This window comes from Bradyrhizobium sp. TM233, from assembly GCF_036247965.1.
GTDB lineage: Bacteria > Pseudomonadota > Alphaproteobacteria > Rhizobiales > Xanthobacteraceae > Bradyrhizobium > Bradyrhizobium ottawaense.
This window is the reverse complement of sequence record NZ_BTIG01000007.1, coordinates 688,540-707,626: the sequence shown is the minus strand read 5'-3', so window position 1 is coordinate 707,626 and position 19,087 is coordinate 688,540. Positions and strand designations below refer to the sequence as shown.

The 19,087-nt window shown below is 64.9% G+C and carries 19 protein-coding genes; 10 read left to right on the top strand and 9 right to left on the bottom strand.

The features are described from left to right. Positions 1-22 precede the first annotated feature (22 nt). The 3 genes from AABA86_RS17880 to AABA86_RS17870 form a co-directional block, all read right to left on the bottom strand. On the bottom strand, positions 23-1,987 hold the full coding sequence (locus tag AABA86_RS17880) for a carbohydrate porin (protein WP_212247500.1): 1,965 nt from the start codon (positions 1,985-1,987) through the stop codon (positions 23-25). Between the two features lie 395 nt (positions 1,988-2,382). Beyond that, a complete protein-coding gene (locus tag AABA86_RS17875; protein WP_028143817.1) occupies positions 2,383-2,646 on the bottom strand; it encodes a hypothetical protein in 264 nt (87 codons plus the stop codon). Between the two features lie 140 nt (positions 2,647-2,786). Further along, complete coding sequence (locus AABA86_RS17870; protein WP_212247496.1) at positions 2,787-3,593, bottom strand: creatininase family protein; 807 nt, start codon at positions 3,591-3,593, stop codon at positions 2,787-2,789. Positions 3,594-3,758: 165 nt separating this feature from the next. Between AABA86_RS17870 and AABA86_RS17865 the strand changes: the two genes are divergently transcribed. From AABA86_RS17865 to AABA86_RS17835, 7 genes are all read left to right on the top strand, one after another. Continuing rightward, positions 3,759-4,781, top strand: a complete 1,023-nt coding sequence (locus tag AABA86_RS17865) for an ABC transporter substrate-binding protein (protein WP_212247494.1) — start codon at positions 3,759-3,761, stop codon at positions 4,779-4,781. A 10-nt stretch (positions 4,782-4,791) separates the two neighbouring features. Next, positions 4,792-5,607: an ABC transporter ATP-binding protein gene (locus AABA86_RS17860; RefSeq protein ID WP_212247492.1), complete on the top strand. Its 816-nt coding sequence runs from the start codon at positions 4,792-4,794 to the stop codon at positions 5,605-5,607. Next, complete coding sequence (locus tag AABA86_RS17855) at positions 5,604-6,422, top strand: ABC transporter permease (protein WP_338307700.1); 819 nt, start codon at positions 5,604-5,606, stop codon at positions 6,420-6,422. The genes AABA86_RS17860 and AABA86_RS17855 overlap by 4 nt, the downstream gene beginning before the upstream one ends. After that, positions 6,422-7,411 carry a 2-hydroxyacid dehydrogenase gene (locus AABA86_RS17850; protein ID WP_028143812.1) on the top strand — a complete coding sequence of 330 codons (990 nt, stop codon included), beginning with the start codon at positions 6,422-6,424 and terminating at the stop codon, positions 7,409-7,411. The genes AABA86_RS17855 and AABA86_RS17850 overlap by 1 nt, the downstream gene beginning before the upstream one ends. Further along, positions 7,411-8,133 carry an AprI/Inh family metalloprotease inhibitor gene (locus AABA86_RS17845; RefSeq protein WP_338307699.1) on the top strand — a complete coding sequence of 241 codons (723 nt, stop codon included), beginning with the start codon at positions 7,411-7,413 and terminating at the stop codon, positions 8,131-8,133. The genes AABA86_RS17850 and AABA86_RS17845 overlap by 1 nt, the downstream gene beginning before the upstream one ends. 102 nt (positions 8,134-8,235) lie before the next feature. After that, positions 8,236-8,610: a hypothetical protein gene (locus tag AABA86_RS17840; protein WP_338307698.1), complete on the top strand. Its 375-nt coding sequence runs from the start codon at positions 8,236-8,238 to the stop codon at positions 8,608-8,610. A gap of 96 nt (positions 8,611-8,706) precedes the next feature. After that, on the top strand, positions 8,707-9,012 hold the full coding sequence (locus AABA86_RS17835; protein ID WP_212247479.1) for a hypothetical protein: 306 nt from the start codon (positions 8,707-8,709) through the stop codon (positions 9,010-9,012). A 15-nt stretch (positions 9,013-9,027) separates the two neighbouring features. Here the strand turns inward: AABA86_RS17835 and AABA86_RS17830 are convergent, their stop codons facing one another. Then, entirely contained in the window at positions 9,028-10,002 is a 975-nt protein-coding gene (locus AABA86_RS17830) for a helix-turn-helix transcriptional regulator (protein WP_338307697.1), read from the bottom strand. Between the two features lie 294 nt (positions 10,003-10,296). On the opposite strand from AABA86_RS17830, the gene AABA86_RS17825 reads away from it, so the two are divergent. Then, entirely contained in the window at positions 10,297-11,409 is a 1,113-nt protein-coding gene (locus AABA86_RS17825; protein ID WP_338307696.1) for a hypothetical protein, read from the top strand. 33 nt (positions 11,410-11,442) lie between these two features. Here the strand turns inward: AABA86_RS17825 and radC are convergent, their stop codons facing one another. Both radC and AABA86_RS17815 read right to left on the bottom strand, forming a co-directional pair. Then, complete coding sequence (radC, locus tag AABA86_RS17820; protein WP_338307695.1) at positions 11,443-12,156, bottom strand: RadC family protein; 714 nt, start codon at positions 12,154-12,156, stop codon at positions 11,443-11,445. Between the two features lie 40 nt (positions 12,157-12,196). Then, positions 12,197-13,144 (bottom strand): DMT family transporter, encoded by a 948-nt coding sequence (locus AABA86_RS17815; RefSeq protein WP_338307694.1) that lies wholly within the window; start codon positions 13,142-13,144, stop codon positions 12,197-12,199. A gap of 130 nt (positions 13,145-13,274) precedes the next feature. Here AABA86_RS17815 and AABA86_RS17810 point away from each other — a divergent pair, with 130 nt between their 5' ends. Further along, positions 13,275-13,871, top strand: coding sequence for a bifunctional transcriptional activator/DNA repair enzyme AdaA (locus AABA86_RS17810; protein WP_338307693.1), 597 nt, complete (start codon positions 13,275-13,277; stop codon positions 13,869-13,871). Between the two features lie 16 nt (positions 13,872-13,887). Here the strand turns inward: AABA86_RS17810 and map are convergent, their stop codons facing one another. Together map and AABA86_RS17800 are read right to left on the bottom strand one after the other, a co-directional pair. Then, complete coding sequence (map, locus tag AABA86_RS17805; RefSeq protein WP_212247456.1) at positions 13,888-14,706, bottom strand: type I methionyl aminopeptidase; 819 nt, start codon at positions 14,704-14,706, stop codon at positions 13,888-13,890. A 187-nt stretch (positions 14,707-14,893) separates the two neighbouring features. Next, complete coding sequence (locus AABA86_RS17800) at positions 14,894-16,210, bottom strand: mechanosensitive ion channel family protein (RefSeq protein ID WP_338307692.1); 1,317 nt, start codon at positions 16,208-16,210, stop codon at positions 14,894-14,896. Positions 16,211-16,418: 208 nt separating this feature from the next. Here AABA86_RS17800 and AABA86_RS17795 point away from each other — a divergent pair, with 208 nt between their 5' ends. Beyond that, positions 16,419-18,212 carry a potassium/proton antiporter gene (locus AABA86_RS17795; protein ID WP_338307691.1) on the top strand — a complete coding sequence of 598 codons (1,794 nt, stop codon included), beginning with the start codon at positions 16,419-16,421 and terminating at the stop codon, positions 18,210-18,212. A 210-nt stretch (positions 18,213-18,422) separates the two neighbouring features. Here AABA86_RS17795 and modC read toward each other — a convergent pair whose 3' ends face one another. Next, positions 18,423-19,085: a molybdenum ABC transporter ATP-binding protein gene (modC, locus tag AABA86_RS17790; protein WP_038973544.1), complete on the bottom strand. Its 663-nt coding sequence runs from the start codon at positions 19,083-19,085 to the stop codon at positions 18,423-18,425. Between the last annotated feature and the right edge of the window lie 2 nt (positions 19,086-19,087).

Sequence of the window (19,087 nt, the reverse complement as noted above, 5' to 3'; positions counted from 1 at the left end):
TTTCAAGGCGCTGAGCTACCGATCAGAACTCGCCGTGCAGCCGTCCCGAGAACACCGACACCGGTCCGCGGTCGGCGTTGTAGGCGGGATTGACGATGAGCTGGTAGTCGGCGGTGAAGGTCAGCGCCTTGTTCAGCGCGTAGGCGTAGTAGGTCTCCAATACGCGCTCGCGGCGGTAGTTGAGCTGGCCGTCGCCGATGAGGGGGCCGAGCCCGCCGGCGGCAATGAAGTCGCGATGGTCCTGCGAGAGGGCATTGATGGCGCCGGCGATGGCGACGACGTCGTCGGGCCGGCCCCATCTCGCTCCCTTGACCGAGACGCCGCCGGACAGGCTGCGATCGATGTCGGTGAAGGCCATGATCTCGTTGCGGCCGTCGTTCCAGCTCCAGCGGCCGAACACGCCGATGTCGTCCGTGATCGCCTGTTCGACGTTGAGCGCGTAGCCGTATTTGATACGGCCGCGACGAGTCTGGCTGATATCGACCCCGAACGCGGGATTATCCAGTGTCTCACGGTAGCTGCCGGAATGGGCGCTGTTGAAGAAGCCGAGCGTGCGCAGCTTGCCGGGCAGGCCGAACAGCGAATAGCGCGTCTCGAGCTCCATCACATATTCGCCGCGTCGACCAACGTTCATGTCGAAATTGCTGGAGTTCGATTCTGCGCCGATCAGGAAGTAGCCGGCGCGCAGCGCCCATTGCTTCTGGTTCAATTCGGCGGTCGCGCCATAGCCGAGGCCGAGCTTGTCGGCGGCATAGTCGAAGGCGCCGGAGGCCCAGATCGACCAGTTCATGAAATCCTTGCGCGGATCGTGCGCGTAGGAATTGCCGTCGAACACGTCGACCACGGAGAATTTGCCGACCTGCAAGGTCAGACGCGAGACATCGACCTTGCTGGCGAGCTGAAGCTGGCCGCTGGCAAGCTCCTCCTGCTCGCCGCCGAAGCCGAAGGTGTGGCGCACGAACAGCCGCGAGGCGTTGAAATGCGGATAGGGGAAGCCGGACTTCTGCGCTTCGCCGTTGGGGAAGCCCGCGGCACCGGTGGTGTTGTTGAAGCCGAAACCCTGCAGCAGCTCGGGATTGAAATAGACCTCGCCGCCGTCCCACAGCCGCGCATTCAGATAGAGCGAATTGCTCCAGGTCTGCTGAAAATCGGGCGACGGAAGCAGGCTGTTCGTTCCGGTGTAGGGCGCGTGGAACGCGGGGTAGCCCTGCCCAAGCGCGGTCGACTGGCCGTGGATCTCCCAGCGGTTGGATTCGGTGTCGGTGACGTCGGATTTCGGGTTGTAGGTCGGCACGCCCGGCCAGTCGATCTTGCGGTTGAGGCCGATCCGCAGGCTGTGAAAATCCATCGACGACGAATATTGCGCGCCGGAGGGGAAGGTGACGCTGGCGTTCTCGAATTTGCTGTAGAGATATTCGAGCCGCGCGCTCCAGTGCGGCGCGAAGGCGTATTCGACGCCGCCGCCTGCGGTCCAGCCGAACCGCGTGTGCAGCACCTTCTCCTCGACGCCGCCGTTCGGCGTCGAGAGAAAGCGCTCGCCGGTGAAAGCCGCGCCGCCGGTGGCGTAGAGCAGCCAATTGCCTTGGGCGTAGCCGAGCCGCGCGCGCAGGCTCGCAACATAGTCCCAGCGTTCCTCCGCGGCCGACAGCGCGGTCGCCGTCGACGACACGACGTGGTTGGAAGGCATGTAGTTCGGAAAGGAGATGTCGCCCTCGACGCCGAGCAGGAGGCCCGAGTTGAGGCGCCAATTGTAGCCGGCCTGGACGCCGCCGGTCGCGCCGGTGAACACGTTGTTGTCGGTTGCGAGCGTTGGATCGGTCAGCGTCGCGGCGGATGTGCCGTGGGTGAAGCCGGCATGCGCGCCGATATAGAGGCCGGTCCAGTCGTAGACCGCCTTCAGCGCCGGCGCTTTGAGCGGCAGATCGGCCGCGCGGCCCATCGCGGGAAAAGCCAGTACGCCCGAGGCAATCGCCGCGGCCGTCCGCAAGTACCTGTAACGGTGACCTCTCAACGTCAAAACGCACGCCCCCAAAACGCGAATGTTGCCCACCCGCTGCGATATCCCTGCCGATTCGCGGCGATCCTGTCATCAGGTACTGGTGCCCGCGCAATCGGCCGAGATGATCTCGGTTCGACACGGGTTCTTCCCAAGCCCCTGAGCTTGTTGCGAACCTTATTGCGATTAATTCGCAATAGCAACTGATGCGGATTGCCGCAGATGATGGTTCGCACCTCTGTGTGACGGGACTGCAACAAATCGCGGCCCAAAACGAATGACCCCGCCCGGGGGGACAGCCGGGCGGGGTCGGGGCACGACACGGGGTGGATGAGGCGCCCGTGTCGGACGCAGGATCCACGTAAGATCGGCCTCAGGTACTCAGATCAGTAGCAGCTACGAACGCGGCCAACGTACTGGCCGAAAGCGTTGTACTGGGCGACCCAGCCGCAGCGGTGATAGCCGTAGTAATAGGGGTCGTTGTTGGCGGCGATCGCGGAGCCGACGACGGCGGCGGTGGCGATGCCGGCACCGACACCCCAGACCCAACCGGGCTGCTTGGCTTCGGCCGAGGAGGTGGTGGACACGATGCTGCCGGTGACGGCGAGGGTCGCGAGAGCGAGAGCGGCAATCTTGGTCTTGATCGACATGGGAAACTCCATCCGGGGTTGAGGCGGTCCGTTGTGGCCCGCGTGCCCAGTTTGACGGAGGCTCCCTGCGTCCGGTTCGAATGCGGCAAATCCGCTCCCGGAGCGGGAAGTTTTCGTGAATGATTCCAAGAGGATGTTGGCTAGCCGAGAGGCCCCTTGGCGAGCCTGTTCACGTCGAAGTTATCGACCTCGCTCAGCAGTTCGCAAAAAGCACGGGCGCCCTGATCGACGAGCTGCTCGCCCTTCGCCGCCACGGCCAATGTCGCATTGCCGACGGCGCCGCTGGCGTTGAGATCCTGCGCCTGCCAGGCGAACGGCGCGGGCCGCTGCGTCGACAGCCAGCGGTACTGCCGTTCCAGTGCGATGCTGCTCGCGGGAAAATCGGCGACGGCATCCTTACGCACCTGATCGGGATAGCGCGCCAGCATGATCGAGGTCTCGACCGCGCCGCCATGAATGCCGTGGCGCACTTCGTCGGCCGGGAACAATGTGTCGGCGCCCGACAGCCGCGACCACGACGTCGTCACCACGAACAGTTTTTGATGCGCGCGCAGATCCTGCGCCACCAGCATCATGGCCGCGCTGTTGCCACCATGGCTGGTGATGATGACGAGCTTCTTCACGCCGCGCCGCGCGACCTCCTCGCCGATCCCGGTCCACCGCTTCAGCGCGGTTTCAGTCGGCAGCGTCTGCGTGCCCGGATAGTCGATATGCTCGGTGGAAATCCCGACCGGTTCGACGGGAAGAAAACTGGCCGGAACGTTGTCGGGCAGAAGCTCGCGCACGCGTGCGAGATAGGCGTCCGCGATCAGCACGTCGGTGGTGAGCGGCAGATGCGGGCCGTGCTGCTCCGTTGCCGCCAGCGGCAGCACCGCGATCCAGCGCGACGTCGCCCCGGGGGGCGCATCGGCCCAGCGGATCCCGGCCCAGTCGCGGGGTGGCATCATTGAGTTTTCTTTGGAGGTTTCATTGCCCGAATTTGTCACGTAATTTGGGGTATCAGGGGATGCGGGCCCGGCCGGCTCGCGTCCCCTGACGTCATGCGGTTTTATCGCGTTGCGTTCACATGAGCCAGAAGCGATTGGCGCAGAAGCGATCGACGGAGTGCCATTATGACCCCCTCTCATCTGCGCAGAGCGCTAACTGCGGGCCTGATGACCGCGCTGGTCTGGAGCGTCCCGGTGCGGGCGGAGACGCTGGACAAGGTTACCTTCGGCACCAATTGGGTCGCCGAGGCCGAGCATGGCGGCTTCTTCCAGGCCGTCGCTGATGGCACCTACAAGAAATACGGCCTCGACGTCACCATCGTTCCCGGCGGCCCGAACGAGAACAACCGGATGCTGCTGATCGCCGGCAAGATCGACTTCTTCATGGCCGCGAACACGCTGATGTCGTTCGACGCGGTCGCCAACAACGTTCCCGTCGTGACCATCGCCGCGATCTTCCAGAAGGATCCGCAGGTGATGCTGACGCAGCCGGACGCCAAGGTCAGCAAGATCGAGGATCTCAAGCCGCTGACGCTGTTCGTCTCCAAGGAGGGCATGGGCAGCTATTTCCAGTGGCTGAAGTCCGAATACGGTTTTAGCGAGAAGAACGTCCGGCCCTATAATTTCAACCCGCAGCCCTTCATCGCCAACCCCAAGAGCGCGATGCAGGGCTACGTCACCTCCGAGCCGTTTGCGGTGGAGAAGGCCGCCGGCTTCAAGCCCAACGTGCTGCTGCTGGCCGATTACGGCTTCAACACCTATTCGACCCTGATCGAGACGCGCCGCGACGTCGTCGAGAAGAAGCCCGACCTCGTTCAGCGTTTCGTCGATGCCTCCATGGTCGGCTGGTACAACTACATCTACCGCGACAATTCCGCCGGCAACGCCATGATCAAGAAGCTCAATCCGGAAATGACCGACGATCTGCTCGCCTATTCCGTCGCCAAGATGAAGGAGCATGGCATCGTCGATTCCGGCGACAGCCTGAAGAACGGCATCGGCGCGATGAGCGACGAGCGCTACACCTCCTTCTTCAACAAGATGGTCAAGGCCGGCGTCGTGAAGCCCGAACTCGACTTCCGCAAATCCTACACGCTGCGCTTCGTCAACAAGGGCGTCGGCGTCGAGCTGCGCCCGAGCAAGCCGTAGCGCAAGCTCGATGTCATCAGGCAAAACCTCGTCCGCGGCCGACGCCGGCCTGACGCATCTCGCCGTCAGCCTGCGCGGCGTGACGAAGACCTATGACAACGGCGTCATGGCGCTCGGCCCGTTCGACCTCACTGTCCGCAAGGGCGAGTTCATCTCGCTGCTGGGTCCGTCCGGTTGCGGCAAGTCGACGGTGTTGCGGTTGATCGCGGAGCTCAGCGCGCCGTCGTCAGGCATCGTGCGGGTGGCCCGTCACGAGGGCGTGGTACAGCCGGGGCACGGTATCGGCTTCGTGTTCCAGGAGCCGACCTTGATGCCCTGGACCAGCGTGCGCGAGAATGTGCGGTTGCCGCTCAAGCTCGCCGGCGTGCCGAAGGCCGAGGCGCGCGGGCGTGCCGACGCGGCGCTGGCCAGCGTCGGGCTCGCCGATTTCGCCGATGCCTTTCCGCGCGAGCTCTCCGGCGGCATGAAGATGCGGGTGTCGCTGGCGCGCGCGCTCGTCACCGATCCGGATATCCTTCTGATGGATGAGCCGTTCGCCGCGCTCGACGAGATCACGCGCTTCCGCCTCAACAACGATCTGCTCGCGCTGTGGCGCAGCCTCGGCAAGACCGTCATCTTCGTCACCCATTCGGTGTTCGAATCCGTCTATCTGTCGCAGCGCGTGGTGGTGATGACGGCACGGCCCGGTCGCATCCAGGCCGACATCCGCATCGAGACGGTCGAGCCGCGCGGCGAGGCGTTTCGCACCTCCGCCGCCTATTCCGATTACTGCCGGAAGGTGTCGGCCGCGCTGGCGCCATCCTATTCCGGGCAGTCGACGCTATGAACGCGCAAGCGCCCGTCAACGAAAGACCATCAGGCGCGCAACGCGCGATGCGCTTCGTGCTTCCCGTCATCGTGTTCGCGGCCGGCATCCTCGCCTGGGAACTCGTGGTCCGCATCAAGGACATCCCGCCTTACGTGCTGCCGGCGCCCTCCGTCATCGTCCTGACGCTGATCAGGGATTGGGCGGTGCTGTCACAATCGCTCGCCACCACGCTTCTGACCACGCTCGAAGGCTTTGCCGCGGCCAGCATCGGCGGCATCGCGCTGGCGCTGTTGTTCAACCAGTCGAAATGGGTGGAATATTCGCTGTTCCCCTATGCCATCGTGCTCCAGGTGACCCCGGTGATCGCGATTGCGCCGCTGCTCCTGATCTATCTGGAGCAGCAGACCGCGGTCGTAGTTTGTGCCTTCATCGTCGCCTTCTTCCCGGTGCTGTCCAACACCACGCTCGGGCTGAACTCGGTCGATCGCAACCTTGCCGGCCTGTTCCAGCTCTATGGCGCCTCAAAGCCGCAGACGCTGCGCTTCCTCGAGCTGCCCGCGGCGCTGCCCTACATTCTCGGGGGCCTGCGCATCGCCGGCGGCCTGTCGCTGATCGGCGCGGTCGTGGCCGAGATCGCGGCCGGAACGGCCGGTGCCGGCTCCGGGCTTGCCTACAGGATCGCCGAGTCGGGCTATCGATTGAACATACCCCGCATGTTCGCGGCGCTGCTGCTGTTGTCGCTCGCCGGGATTGTCATCTATGGGGTGCTGGCGGTAGTTTCCCACCTTGTTTTACGGCGCTGGCATGAAAGCGCGCTTGGAAAGGAAAACTGATGGCTGCCGGTTCGATTTCGTCCGAGAAGATCGACCTTCTGATCTATGGGCCGGTGCGGCCGATCCTCGAGAACGGGTTTTCCGACCATTTCGTCGTGCACAAGGCCGAGACGCGCGGCGACCTCGAACGGCTGACGCCGGCGATCCGCGAAAAAATCCGCGGCGTCGCGGTGACCTATCACACCGTCCGTGCCGACAAGGAGTCGCTGTCGCAGCTGCCCAAGATCGAGATGGTGGCGAGCTTCGGCGTCGGCTACGACCATATCGACGCCAAATACGCGGCCGAGCACAACATCATCGTCACCAACACGCCCGACGTGCTGACCGAGGAGGTCGCCGACGTCGCGATGGGCCTTCTGATCTCCACCTTGCGCGAGTTCATCAAGGCGGACCGCTACGTGCGCTCCGGGCTCTGGCAGACGCAGAACTATCCGCTCAGCGTCGGCTCGCTGCGCGACCGCAAGGTCGGCATCGTCGGCATGGGCCGGATCGGCCAGGCCATCGCGCGCCGGCTCGACGCCTCGCTGGTGCCGGTGGTCTATCACTCACGCAACCCGTCCAAGGACGTCTCCTACAAGCACTATCCTGATCTGATCGAGATGGCGAAGGCGGTGGACACGCTGATGGTGATCGTGCCCGGCGGCGCATCGACCAACAAGATGATCAATGCCGAGGTGTTCAAGGCGCTCGGCCCGCGCGGCGTGCTGGTCAACGTCGCGCGCGGCTCGGTGGTCGATGAACCGGCGCTTGTGCAGGCGCTCAAGTCGGGCACCATCCTTGCCGCCGGCCTCGACGTGTTCGCGGCCGAGCCGACCGTGCCGGACGAGCTCAAGGCCATGCAGAACGTCGTGCTGCTGCCGCATATCGGCTCGGCCTCGGTGGTGACGCGCAACGCGATGGACCAGCTCGTGGTCGACAACCTCAAGTCATGGTTCTCAGGCAAGGCGCCGTTGACGCCGGTTGCCGAAACGCCATTCAAGGGGCGCTGATGCGAAGTCTTCGGGTCGTTGCATCCGCCGTCGCGGCCCATTTGGCCGCGATCGGCGCCGTCGCGGCCTCCTTGGCCGCGATCGGCATCGCGCATGCGCAGGATACGACGACCCTGAAGAAGGAGATGCTCGGGCAGTGGGAGCTCTCGACCACCGAACGCAGCAAGACCTGCGTCGTCACGATGAAGGGCGACGCCGCGGGGCAGGGCTTCAAGCTCGAGCTGGAGCCGGCCTGCAAGGCGGCGCTGCCCTTCACCAAGGACATCGTCGCCTGGAGCGTCAGGGGCCTCGACATCGTCCGCCTGCAGGACGCGACCGGTGAAGCCGTGATCGACTTCACCGAGGTCGAGGCCGGCATCTTCGAAGGCCTGCGCCAGGGCGAGGGCGTCTACATCCTGCAGGATCTCGCCGCCGCCCGCTCGATGGCCAAGTCGATGGACCAGATGATCGGCGACTGGTCGATGGTGCGCGGCAACGGCCAGCCGGTCTGCGGGCTCACGCTGACCAACACGGAAGCCGGCCAGGACAATTTCCAGGTCTTCCTCAAGCCGAAATGCGACGCGGCCATCGCGCAGTTCAACCCGACGCAATGGCGGCTGGAGCGCGGCCAGATCATCCTGATGTCGAAATCGGGCAACGTCTGGCAGTTCGAGGCCGACGACAACGCGCAGTGGCGGCGCGTCCCCGATACCGCCGATCCCCTGATCATGCTGCGGCAATAGGCGGCCCGACATTCGTTGCCGCCGAATGGCGCCACGCGAAGGCGGAACCTGCAGACCGGGCATCTCGTTGACGGAAGAGGCGATTTCGTTGGGAGATCCGGCATGGCCAAGCGCGTCCTCGCGATCGGCATCGAACCCGGCAGCGCCGACTACAGCGCATTCCCGCAGCTCACGCCGGAGCTCGTGCGAACCTACATCGAGGCGCAGCTGTTGCGCCTGCGCGATCTCGGCTTCGAGGTCACGAGCTGCCTGATCGATCTCGACGCCACCGCGGAAGCCGGCGTCACGGCGGCGCTGGGCGACGAGCGCTTCGACTGCATCGTGATCGGCGCCGGCCTGCGCGAGCCGAAGGAGCGCCTCGTGCTGTTTGAGAAGGTGCTCAACCTCGTCCATCGCCTCGCGCCGGGCGCTGCGATCTGCTTCAACACCACGCCCGCCGATACCGTCGAGGCCGTGCAGCGCTGGGTCGAACCGTAACCTTCGGCCTGAGGCCCCGCGCTGGCTGCGACAATTGGTCTGGTCCGGCGCCGTTCCGAGCGCTATGACTGGCGGCATCAACCGGGAGGATTCGGGATGCTTCGAGCTGTTGGAATGGCGGTGTGTCTGACGGTTGCGATGGCGGTGCCGGTGCATGAGGCGGCGGCCCAGGATGCCATCGGCGGCGCGATCATCGGCGGCGTCGGCGGGGCGATCCTCGGTGGCGCGCTCGGCGGAGGCCGGGGGGCTGCCATCGGTGCCGTCGTCGGTGCCGGCACGGGCGCCGCGATCGCCTCCGAAGGCGAGCGCCGCCGCTCCGGCTACTACGCCTATCAGCGCGGCTGCTACATGCAACGCCCCGACGGCCGCTACGTCCCGGTCGATCCGCGCTATTGCTACTGAGCCGGCCAGCGCGACTTATCTGATCGCTCTGTCGCGCACTTCGCCTGGTGTCGCATCGAAGTGGCGCCGGAAAGTGCGATGAAAGTGCGATACTGTCGGGAATCCACACTCGTAGGCGACGTCCATGACCTTCATATGTGCGTAGTGCGGCGACGCCAGCATGTCGTGAGCCCGCATCAGCCGGCGATTGGTCAGTTCATCGGTGAACGACGTTCCGGCTTCGGAGAAGAGCGCCTGCACATAGCGCGGCGAAACCAGAAGGCGGCGTGCGAGCGCCGTCAAGGAAAAGCCGGGCATCATGAAATTGCGATCAAGCTCGCGCCGGACGGTCTCAAACCGCGCCGCTCGCAAATTCGGCGCCTGCGTCTCCTGATGCAAGGTCTTGAGAGCCACTGCAGCCACGACGAGATCGGCGATGTGGTCGGCGGCAAAACGCGGGATGTCGGCTTGCTCCGCCGCGCCGGATAGTTTCAGCAGCGTCTCGACGTAAGCGTATGCCAGCGCCGGCGCCGAAGCTGATGCCGGAATCGGCGTCATGAATCGATCTTCGACGTTGCACGTCTGGCCACGCAGCTGCTGGCGCGGCAGTTGAATTGCCATGAAATTGCAGAGATGCTGCGCACTTACATTGATGGTCGACGGCACGCACTGTTCGATAAGCACCGCAGCACCGGCGGTGCAGGCAACGCTCTTGCCGCTTTGCTCAACGAGCATTTCGTCCGTTCCGCTATTGAGCAGAAGCACGGCGTTGTCGGTGTTCTCGATGGCGATTTCCGCCGTTCCGCGCGAGATGGTCTGCACGGTCCCGCAAATCCGACCAATCGCGGCTTGGCCGAGCAGCATGATCTTGAGCTGGCCGTCGAAGGGCACGTTGGGCCTGGCGTCGGCGCGCAGACGCACATAACCGGATGACAGTGAATCGACCCAGCGTTCTCTGCGCAGCCGCTCGTCGCCGGGAAGATCGGCGGAGTCAAACGAGATTCTCTGCATTTTACATGGGAGTCCGCGGTGAGGGCTGGCGACATCGAGCATATTGGAACTTGGTGCCAAGCGCTATTCGCGAAAAGCAACAATTCCGTTCGTAAAAGAGCACTTCGGTGCGGTGTCGCGCCGTTATGTTGCACGGAAGCCTCAACAGTGCAGCTCATGGATATTGCGGGGCGAGAATACGCAAACCGCTACAGCACCGTTCGTCATAAGCGACGACAGTCTCGCCGCACCTCACCTAGAATCTTGCCGAAATGATGCCTTGGCGTCGAAGGCATGTTCGTCTGAGGGGTTTCAGTGCTTTATCGGCATATTCGGCTATCAATCATCGCAACCGGACTGGTGGCGGCTACTTCCGCGCCTGGACTTGCCGCAGATATTCCGATCAAGGCGCCCGGGGTGGCCACCGCGAGCACGGCTGGCGGAGTCTACTTCTGGGCTGACGGCTCAGCGCAGTCGATCCGCCTGCCGACCTATGATATCGGCACTCGTCTGTTGCCGGTCGCCCCGGGATCGGGGATATCCGCGGCAAATACATATGACCCGCGGGCAACCGGATATGGCATCTCCGGCGGATTGGGCTTCGTTTTGCCTCCCGGTGTGTCTCTGTCGAATATCGGCACCAATGGGCGGATCGAGTTCAGCGGGTCCTATGTCAACGCGACCGCCTCGCAAGCCGCTACGGCTGTGTCGACGTTGGGATCGGGATATTCGCTGCCGCAGGTTGGCGGGATCACAAACTTCGCGGGCTCGGTCGCTTGCGGCGCCGGAACATCATGTGTCGTTTCCAGCACGCTCGGTACCAGCTATTCGAGTTGGCAAGTCAGTGGGCGGTACGCGACAGATTTCAAGGTGAGCGGCGTCATCATTACACCGTCGCTTGCGGTGTTTGGCGGCAAGTCCCGCAACTCTCAGACGTTGTCCGAAACCAATCTCGTTTTCGGCGGCACTGCGTCCGTCCACTATGACGCGGACACCAAGCTCGATTGGACGGACTGGGGAGCCCGCGCCGGCTTGTCTGGTTCCGTACCTGTGACGGATTGGCTGACATTTGTGGCTGGTGGCAACGCCGGGCTCGCCGTGCGGCGGGTATCGCTGACGGGCTCGGACTCCGTCAACGTCTTCGTGGGCGGGGTGCCCTTTTTCGCCCCGACCTTCTCTGCCACAACGTCCAGTGCAACGACCACCGCATTCGTTGCCAATGCCGAAGCCAGCGTCAACATCAAGCTGGCGCCGAGCTGGGCGTTGCGGGCCTTTGGCGGCCTCAACTACGATAACAAGGTCCCTGGCGTTTCAGCCCCGGCTGTCGTGCTCCCGTTCGGCTTTGGAGGCGCGAGCACGCCAGCGGGGGTCAAATACCAGGCCGAGACAAGCTATTATGCGGGCGGCGGATTGACGGTCAGGTTTTGAGAGCCGGTGCAGGCTGGTTCGACACGCGTTGCCCTAAATCAACCGCATCCCGCGCAGGCTGGCGTGGCCGCTCTTGCCGACGATGATGTGGTCGTGCACGGCAATCCCCAGCGGTTTTGCGATGTCGATGATCGCTTTGGTCATCTGGATGTCGGCCTGCGAGGGTGAGGGATCGCCGGAGGGATGGTTGTGCACGAGGATCAAGGCGGTCGCCGATAATTCCAGCGCGCGCTTGATCACTTCGCGCGGATAGACCGGGGTGTGGTCCACGGTGCCGGTCTGCTGCACCTCGTCGGCGATGAGCTGGTTGCGCTTGTCGAGAAACAGCAGGCGAAACTGCTCTTTGTCGGCAAAGGCCATGCTGGAGCGGCAGTAATCGATCACCTCGTTCCAGGACGACAGCGCGTTGCGGCTGTTGACCTCGCCCTTGGTCACGCGGCTCGCGGCGGCCGCGATCAGCTTGAGCTGGTTGATCGCGGCCTCGCCGATGCCGTCAACCTCGCGCAAGCGCGCCACCGGCGCGTGCACGACCTCGGCGAACGAGCCGAAGGTCTTGATCAGTGCCTTCGCGAGCGGCTTGGTGTCGCGCCGCGGCAGTGCCGGAAACAGCGCCATCTCCAGGAGTTCGTAGTCGCTCAGCGCATCCGCCCCGGCATTGTAGAAGCGCTCGCGCAGCCGCTCGCGATGGCCGTGATAGTGCGGCGCGTCCTCAGGCGTGCTCTTGTCGTGGTCCGGCTTGGCGGGCATCGGCCGCCAGCATTGCCGGGGACCCACGTTTTTGCAACCGTCAATTGCGCGCCGGCGCGCCGGTCGGTTTCCTGAGAGCGGGCACCGTGACCGCCACCACGCCGGTGAGAATGAGCGCCATTCCGGCAAGACTGGACGAGGTCAGGTGCTCGCCGAGAATGGCGGTGCCGAGCGCCACGGCAAAGCCGGCGCGCAGATAGCTGCCGCTGGTCGTGCCGAGCGGGCCGAGCGTGTGGATCAGCCGGAAATAGATCACCATCGCGAAGGCGGTGCAGACCACCGCGAGAGCGACCACCGCCGCGATCGCCCGCGCGGGCGGCGGTGCCAGCGTCCACGGCTGTTCGAAAACGGCGGCGGTCGGGAGCATGAGAAGCGCCGCGCAGCTCATCGCCCCGGCCGCCGTGACGATCGCGGGGAGGCCCGCGAACCGCTGTCCCCAAATCGGTGCAAGCGCGTAGCAGAGGCTGGCGCCGAGCACCGCCATCTGCGCCAGCGGGGCGGCGGTGCCGATCTCCGATAGCGCGTCGGCCCCCATCGTCACGGCAACGCCGGCAAGGCCGAGTGCAACGCCGATGATCTTCCGGCCGCTGATCGCTTGACGTCCGCGCCCGGTCGTCAACGCGATTATCAGCACGAATATCGGCGGGGTCGCATTGAGCACGCCGGCGAGACCGCTTGCGATATGCACCTCGCCCCAACTGATCAGGGCGAAGGGCAGCGCGCTCTGCAACAGCCCTTGCACGATGAGGGCGGCCCAGACCGATCCGCGGCGGGGCAGGGCGTGTCCCTGCGAGGCTGCGATCACGATCAGGAGAACGGCCGCGATCGTCACCCGCACGGCAACCATCGTGATGGGCGGGATCGTCGGCACCGCGATCTTGATGAGCGTGAACGAGCTGCCCCAGATCAGGGAGAGCAGCAGCAGGAGCCCGATCTCGAAGGCGAGACCGGTTTGCGGTGACGTCGTCTGTTGCGCCGGTGTGTTCATGCATCTGCTCCTGAAGCGATCCTCACCATGATCCGGAGCGGCGCTGCAGGCTGGCTGAATTCGGACCTCATCGCCCGGTCGAGTCCGATTTCAGCTACTCGGCGCGCCATGCGAACGTTAGTCTTCCGCCATGGCGACAAGCTCGGCACGCCGGCAAACGCTGCCACCGCATCTCGACTGGGACACCTGCGATCGGGCGCGTCTGGCGCGTGCGCGCGCTTTCGACGGGCTGTTCTTCTCCGGGGTGCGCTCGACGCGGATCTATTGCCGGCCGGTCTGTCCGGTTCGCCCCGCCCGCTCTGAGAACGTCACCTTCTATGCAACCGCGGCGGCCGCCGAGCGGGCCGGCTTTCGCCCGTGCCTGCGCTGCCGGCCTGAGACAGCGCCGGGCTCTCCGGCCTGGATGGGAACGGCCACGACGGTCGCGCGCGGCATGCGGCTGATCCATGACGGTTTCCTGGATCGGGCGTCGATGACGGAGCTTGCGGCGGCCCTTGGCGTCGGGCCGCGTCATCTGCTGCGCCTGTTCATGCGCCACGCCGGCGCCAGCCCCAGCGAGATCGCGGCAACCCGGCGCGTGCAGGAGGCCAAGCGCCTGATCGACCAGACCGGGATGAATTTGGCGGAGATTGCGTTTGCTGCCGGCTTCGGCAGCGTGCGCCGCTTCAACGACGCCTTCGTTGCGACCTACAAGCGGGCGCCGTCGTCATTCCGCCGCAAGCGATAGGCGACGCGACCGGCAATCACCCGATCTGCTTCTCGCCGTGCCGTTCCGACAGCGTGAAAATCTCGACGCCATCAGCGGTGACGCCGACGGAATGCTCGAACTGTGCCGACAGCGAGCGGTCGCGGGTGACGGCAGTCCAGCCGTCGGAGAGGATCTTCACATGCGGTTTGCCGAGATTGATCATCGGCTCGATGGTGAAGAACATGCCGGGCTTGAGCTGAACGCCTTCGCCGGGCCGGCCGATATGGATGATGTTCGGCTCGTCGTGGAACATGCGCCCGAGGCCATGGCCGCAGAAATCGCGCACCACGCTCATGCCCTGCGGCTCGACGAAGCTCTGGATGGCATGACCGATGTCGCCGGTGGTGGCGCCGGGCTTCACCGCGGCGATGCCGCGCATCATCGCTTCATAGGTCACCTCGATCAGCCGCTCGGCCTTGCGGGCGATCGGGCCGACCGCATACATCCGGCTGGAATCGCCGTACCAGCCGTCGACGATGAAGGTGACGTCGATGTTGACGATGTCGCCTTCCTTCAGCGGACGGTCGCCGGGCATGCCGTGGCAGACCACGTGGTTGAGCGAGGTACAGGTCGAGTAGCGATAGCCGCGATACATCAGCGTCGCCGGAAAGGCATTGTTGCTGAAGGCGAATTCGCGGACGAATTCGTCGATGCGCTCGGTCGGCACGCCGGGCCCGACGATGTCGGTAAGCTCGTCGAGGCACTTGGCTACCAGCGCGCCCGCCTTGCGCATGCCGGCAAAGGCGCTCGGCCCATGCAGCTTGATCTGTCCGGTCTTGCGCAGCGAGGTATCGGTGGCTTCGACGTAGCTCATGCGTGTCAGGTCTTTTCGGGGCTGAACTCGATATCGGCGGAAAGGCTTGATTTCAGGCCCTAATTTAGGGATTGCGGGCCTTCGTGCAAGCCAAGGCAGAGCGTTTTCGAGCGAAGTGGCTACCGGTTCGTGTGAGGAAAACGCGTCGAAACAAGAATCTTACCGCCTCTTGCGCCCGAAAGCGGGCCTAATTCGGGACTTCTACGGTGGTTTCCACCGGCAGCGCGCCGCCGCGGACCCGGATTTCGCGGACGGGGTAGGGAACCCGGATGCCCTCGCGCTTGAAGGCGTCCCACAGCGCCAGCATCACGTCGCTCTTGACGTTGTCCATGCCGTCGGGGTCCGCAATCCAGAAGGTCAGCGAAAACTTCATGCCGGCTTCTGCGAACTCGGTCAGGATGGCGTTCGGCGGCTTGCCCTTGGTTGCGCGCGGATGGGCGGCGGCGGTCTCGGCGGCGAGCTTGGTGACCAGGCGGGGGTCGGCGTCGTAATTGGTGCCGAAGGGAATCTTCACCAGCGTGTTCTTGTCGGTATAGGTCCAGTTGACGACCTTCTGCGTCACCAGATCCTCGTTCGGCACCAGAAACTCGCGGCCGTCGCCGGCGGCGACGGAAATATAACGCGTCTTCATCGCGCTGATGCGGCCGGTATTGTCGCCGATGGTGACGAGGTCGCCGGGCTTCACCGATTTGTCGGCGAGCAGGATGATGCCCGAAATGAAGTTGGCCACGATCTTCTGCAGGCCGATACCGATGCCGACGCCGACCGCGCCGGAGAACACCGCGAGCGCCGACAGGTCGATGCCGACCGCGCCGAGCGCAATGACGATTGCGACGGCAAGAAGCCCGATGCGGATGATCTTGACCAGCAGCACCTGCACCGACGGCGTCAGATCGGTGGTTGCGTTGATCCGGCTCTCGGCGAAATTGCTCGCGATGTTGGTGAGCCACAGCGCGATCAGCAGCAGCGCGCCGGCCTTGAGGACCAGCAGCGGGGTCAGCCTGAGGCCACCGAGCACGATCGCGAAGGAATCGAGCAGGTCGACCGTCGTATCGAGCTGGCCGAGGATCGAGAGCGCGGCGACGAACCACGCCGTGATCGACACCAGGCGGACGATGAAGGCATTGCGCAGCACCGAGGTCACCAACCGGATCACGAGCCAGGCGAAGCCCAGCTTGGCGGCGACCATCAGCAGATAGGAGCGGCTCGGCCAGGTCGCATGGTACATCACCACACGCGAGACGATCACGAGCAGCGTGAACACCGCCGTCGAGGCGCTGGAGACCATCACCCGGGCGAAGTGCCGGAGCGGCAGCGGCCAGCGCATCGCCAGCGAGGTCATGTCGACCCGGTTGCGGACGCCGGCCTCCGCGGCATAGGCGATGCCGGCCGCGGCCAGGATGAGACCGAATTGCAGGTAGAACCAGGGCGAGGAGACTTCCGCCCCGACGCTGCGCGCGGTGGTCTGCACGAACTCCATGAAGTCCTTGAGGTCCATGTCCATCGGTCTCGTCGGCAAGCGGGGGAGGTATTGATTCGAGGGAGCCGCAGAATCCCACAAAGGGCGCGGCCGGACCATCGATACACCGCTAAGTGAAGTGCGTTAAGCCCGCAAAATACGGGCAGATTGCCGCGAGCCGGAGAAAATGAGTTGGCGCGCCGGTGCCGCGACGATATGGATGCCATTCCAGCTGTTTTGAACCGGAAGGTGGATGGCCTCTCTCGACTCCGTCAGCATCGCCATATTGCTCGGCGCCGTCCTCGTGATGGCCGGTATCCTGTCGAGCCTGCTTGCGCTGCGCTTCGGCGCGCCCTTGCTGCTCGTCTTCCTTTTGATCGGCATGCTCGCCGGCGATTCCGGCCCCGGCCAGCTCCAGTTCGACGACGTCCGCACCACCTATCTGGTCGGCTCTGTCGCGCTGGCCCTGATCCTGTTCGACGGCGGCTTGAAGACGCGCTTTGCCAGCATCCGCACCGTGCTTGCGCCCTCCGTGGTGCTCGCGACCGTCGGCGTGCTCTTGACCGCGCTGATCACGGCGCCGTTCGCCAAATACGCGCTCGACCTCAACTGGACGGAGTCGCTGCTGGTCGGCGCTGTGGTCGCTTCGACCGACGCCGCCGCGGTGTTCCTGCTGGTGCACACCCAGGGCCTGCGCCTGCGCCCGCGCGTCGGTGCGACGCTGGAGGCCGAATCCGGCACCAACGATCCTTTCGCGATCTTCCTGACCCTGATGCTGGTCGAATACATCTCGCTGGGATCGAGCTCGGCGGGCCATGTGGCGATGGAGTTCATCCAGGAGGCGGTGCTGGGCGCCGTCGTCGGCATCTTCGGCGGACGGCTCGTCGTCGTCGCGCTCAACAAGGTCGCGCTGCCGCAGGGCCTGCATGCGCCGTTCGTGACCACGGCTGCGCTGGTGATCTTCGGCGGCTCGCAGATCATGCACGCCTCCGGCTTCCTCGCGGTCTATCTGGCCGGCATCATCATCGGCAACCGGCCGACCCGCGCGCACAATTCGGTAGTGGCTTTCCTCGATGCGGCGACCTGGCTGGCGCAGATCGTGATGTTCGTGCTGCTCGGCCTCCTGGTCTCGCCGAGCCGGTTAGGGGCCAGCGTGCTGCCGGCGGTCGGGGTCGCCTTCGTGCTGATGCTGGTGGCGCGGCCGATCGCGGTATTCGTGTGCCTGGCGCCGTTCCGCTTCAACTGGCGCGAAAAGATCTTCATCGCCTGGACTGGCCTGCGCGGTGCGGTTGCGATCTTCCTGGCCTCGATCCCGATGCTGGTCGGCCTGTCCAAGGCCTATCTCTATTTCGACGTCGCCTTCGTCGTCGTCATCATCTCGCTGTTGCTGCAAGGCTGGACGCTGGCACCCGCCGCGCGCAAGCTGCATGTCGCTCTGCCGCGCGCCGAGCGCGGTCCGCGCCGTGTCGAGTTGGATCTGCCCGGGCAGCTCGAGCAGCAGCTGGTCGGCTATCCGGTGCGGCCCAAGAGCCTGTATTTCCGCCGCGGCCTGATCCCGTCCTGGTCCAAGCCGACGCTGGTGATCCGCAACGAGAACATTTTGACGCCGACGGAGGCCGACCCGATCGCGCCCGGCGACTACATCTATTTGCTGGCGCCGCCGGAAAAGGCCGAGTCGCTCGATCGCTTCTTCGTCGACATGCAGCCGAGCTCGGCGCCCGATCCGCACCTGCTCGGCGACTTCATGGTCTCCGGCGAGCACACGCTCGCCGAGCTCGCCGAGATCTACGGCGTCAAGGTCGGCGAGGACGAGAGCAAGTTGACGCTGGCCGATTATTTCGACGTCCATCTCGATCGCGCCCCGAAAGAGGGCGCTGAGCTGCCGCTGGACGAGATCGTGCTGGTCGCGCGCAGCATCTCCGGCGGCCGCGTCAACGTCGTCGGCCTGCGCCTTCCGGAGGAAGACGAGACGCCGCCGACGCCGACGCGCGCGCAGGCGTTGCGAAAGAAGCTCGCGGATGTGTGGACGTCGGTGGCGGGGGTCTAAGCGAGCTGCCGGCGGATCAACAATCTCCCGTGTCGTCCCGGCGAACGCCGGGACCCATAACCACAGGGAGGAATTTGGCGAAGGCTCGCAGTTACTCTTTCTTCGCCGGTATTTTCCCTCGGCAGATCACGCGGTATGGGTCCCGGCGTTCGCCGGGACGACGGCGGTGGGTGTTGCGCCAGCGCAGCCCAAACAAGCGCTGCATATCCGCTACGCCAGCACCTTCACCCCGCCAAAGCTCGTCACCCGCCCCTGTTTCAGCATCACGATCTGCGTCGCGAGCTGGCGGAGCTCGGCGGCGTCGTGGCTGACATAGACCATGGGGACGTTGGCCTCGTCGCGCAGCCGCACCAGATAGGGCAGGATCTCGAGCTTGCGGCCCTCGTCGAGCGCGCCGAGCGGCTCGTCGAGCAGCAGCAGGCGCGGTTTTGCCAGCAGCGCGCGTCCGAGCGCGACGCGCTGGCGCTCGCCGCCGGAGAGTTTTCCGGGGCGGCGACCGAGCAGGGTGCCGATATCGAGCAGGTCGATGACGCGCTTGTGCTGCGCCGGATCCGGCGCCAAGCGGTTCATCTGCCGTCCATAGTCGAGATTCTGCGCGACGTTGAGATGCGGGAATAGCCGCGCATCCTGGAACACATAGCCGATGCGGCGGCGCCAGGCTGGGACATGGATGCCGGCCGCGGTGTCGTCGACGGTTTCGCCGTCGAGCACGATGGTGCCGCGGTCGGGCCGCAGCAGCCCCGCGATCATGTTGACCAGTGACGTCTTGCCGGCGCCCGAGGCGCCGAACAGGCCGATGACGCGGCCTTCGCCCGTGAAGGATGCGGAGAGCGAGAATTCACCGAGTTGTTTTTCGACATCGACGCGCAGCATGG

What these genes read in the sequence shown, in the direction of transcription:
- AABA86_RS17875 (WP_028143817.1), bottom strand. Translation starts at nt 2,646, where the DNA reads ATGTCGATCAAGACCAAGATTGCCGCTCTCGCTCTCGCGACCCTCGCC.
- AABA86_RS17870 (WP_212247496.1), bottom strand. Translation starts at nt 3,593, where the DNA reads ATGATGCCACCCCGCGACTGGGCCGGGATCCGCTGGGCCGATGCGCCC.
- AABA86_RS17865 (WP_212247494.1), top strand. Translation starts at nt 3,759, where the DNA reads ATGACCCCCTCTCATCTGCGCAGAGCGCTAACTGCGGGCCTGATGACC.
- AABA86_RS17860 (WP_212247492.1), top strand. Translation starts at nt 4,792, where the DNA reads ATGTCATCAGGCAAAACCTCGTCCGCGGCCGACGCCGGCCTGACGCAT.
- AABA86_RS17855 (WP_338307700.1), top strand. Translation starts at nt 5,604, where the DNA reads ATGAACGCGCAAGCGCCCGTCAACGAAAGACCATCAGGCGCGCAACGC.
- AABA86_RS17850 (WP_028143812.1), top strand. Translation starts at nt 6,422, where the DNA reads ATGGCTGCCGGTTCGATTTCGTCCGAGAAGATCGACCTTCTGATCTAT.
- AABA86_RS17845 (WP_338307699.1), top strand. Translation starts at nt 7,411, where the DNA reads ATGCGAAGTCTTCGGGTCGTTGCATCCGCCGTCGCGGCCCATTTGGCC.
- AABA86_RS17840 (WP_338307698.1), top strand. Translation starts at nt 8,236, where the DNA reads ATGGCCAAGCGCGTCCTCGCGATCGGCATCGAACCCGGCAGCGCCGAC.
- AABA86_RS17835 (WP_212247479.1), top strand. Translation starts at nt 8,707, where the DNA reads ATGCTTCGAGCTGTTGGAATGGCGGTGTGTCTGACGGTTGCGATGGCG.
- AABA86_RS17830 (WP_338307697.1), bottom strand. Translation starts at nt 10,002, where the DNA reads ATGCAGAGAATCTCGTTTGACTCCGCCGATCTTCCCGGCGACGAGCGG.
- radC (WP_338307695.1), bottom strand. Translation starts at nt 12,156, where the DNA reads ATGCCCGCCAAGCCGGACCACGACAAGAGCACGCCTGAGGACGCGCCG.
- AABA86_RS17815 (WP_338307694.1), bottom strand. Translation starts at nt 13,144, where the DNA reads ATGAACACACCGGCGCAACAGACGACGTCACCGCAAACCGGTCTCGCC.
- AABA86_RS17810 (WP_338307693.1), top strand. Translation starts at nt 13,275, where the DNA reads ATGGCGACAAGCTCGGCACGCCGGCAAACGCTGCCACCGCATCTCGAC.
- map (WP_212247456.1), bottom strand. Translation starts at nt 14,706, where the DNA reads ATGAGCTACGTCGAAGCCACCGATACCTCGCTGCGCAAGACCGGACAG.
- AABA86_RS17800 (WP_338307692.1), bottom strand. Translation starts at nt 16,210, where the DNA reads ATGGACATGGACCTCAAGGACTTCATGGAGTTCGTGCAGACCACCGCG.
- AABA86_RS17795 (WP_338307691.1), top strand. Translation starts at nt 16,419, where the DNA reads ATGGCCTCTCTCGACTCCGTCAGCATCGCCATATTGCTCGGCGCCGTC.
- modC (WP_038973544.1), bottom strand. Translation starts at nt 19,085, where the DNA reads ATGCTGCGCGTCGATGTCGAAAAACAACTCGGTGAATTCTCGCTCTCC.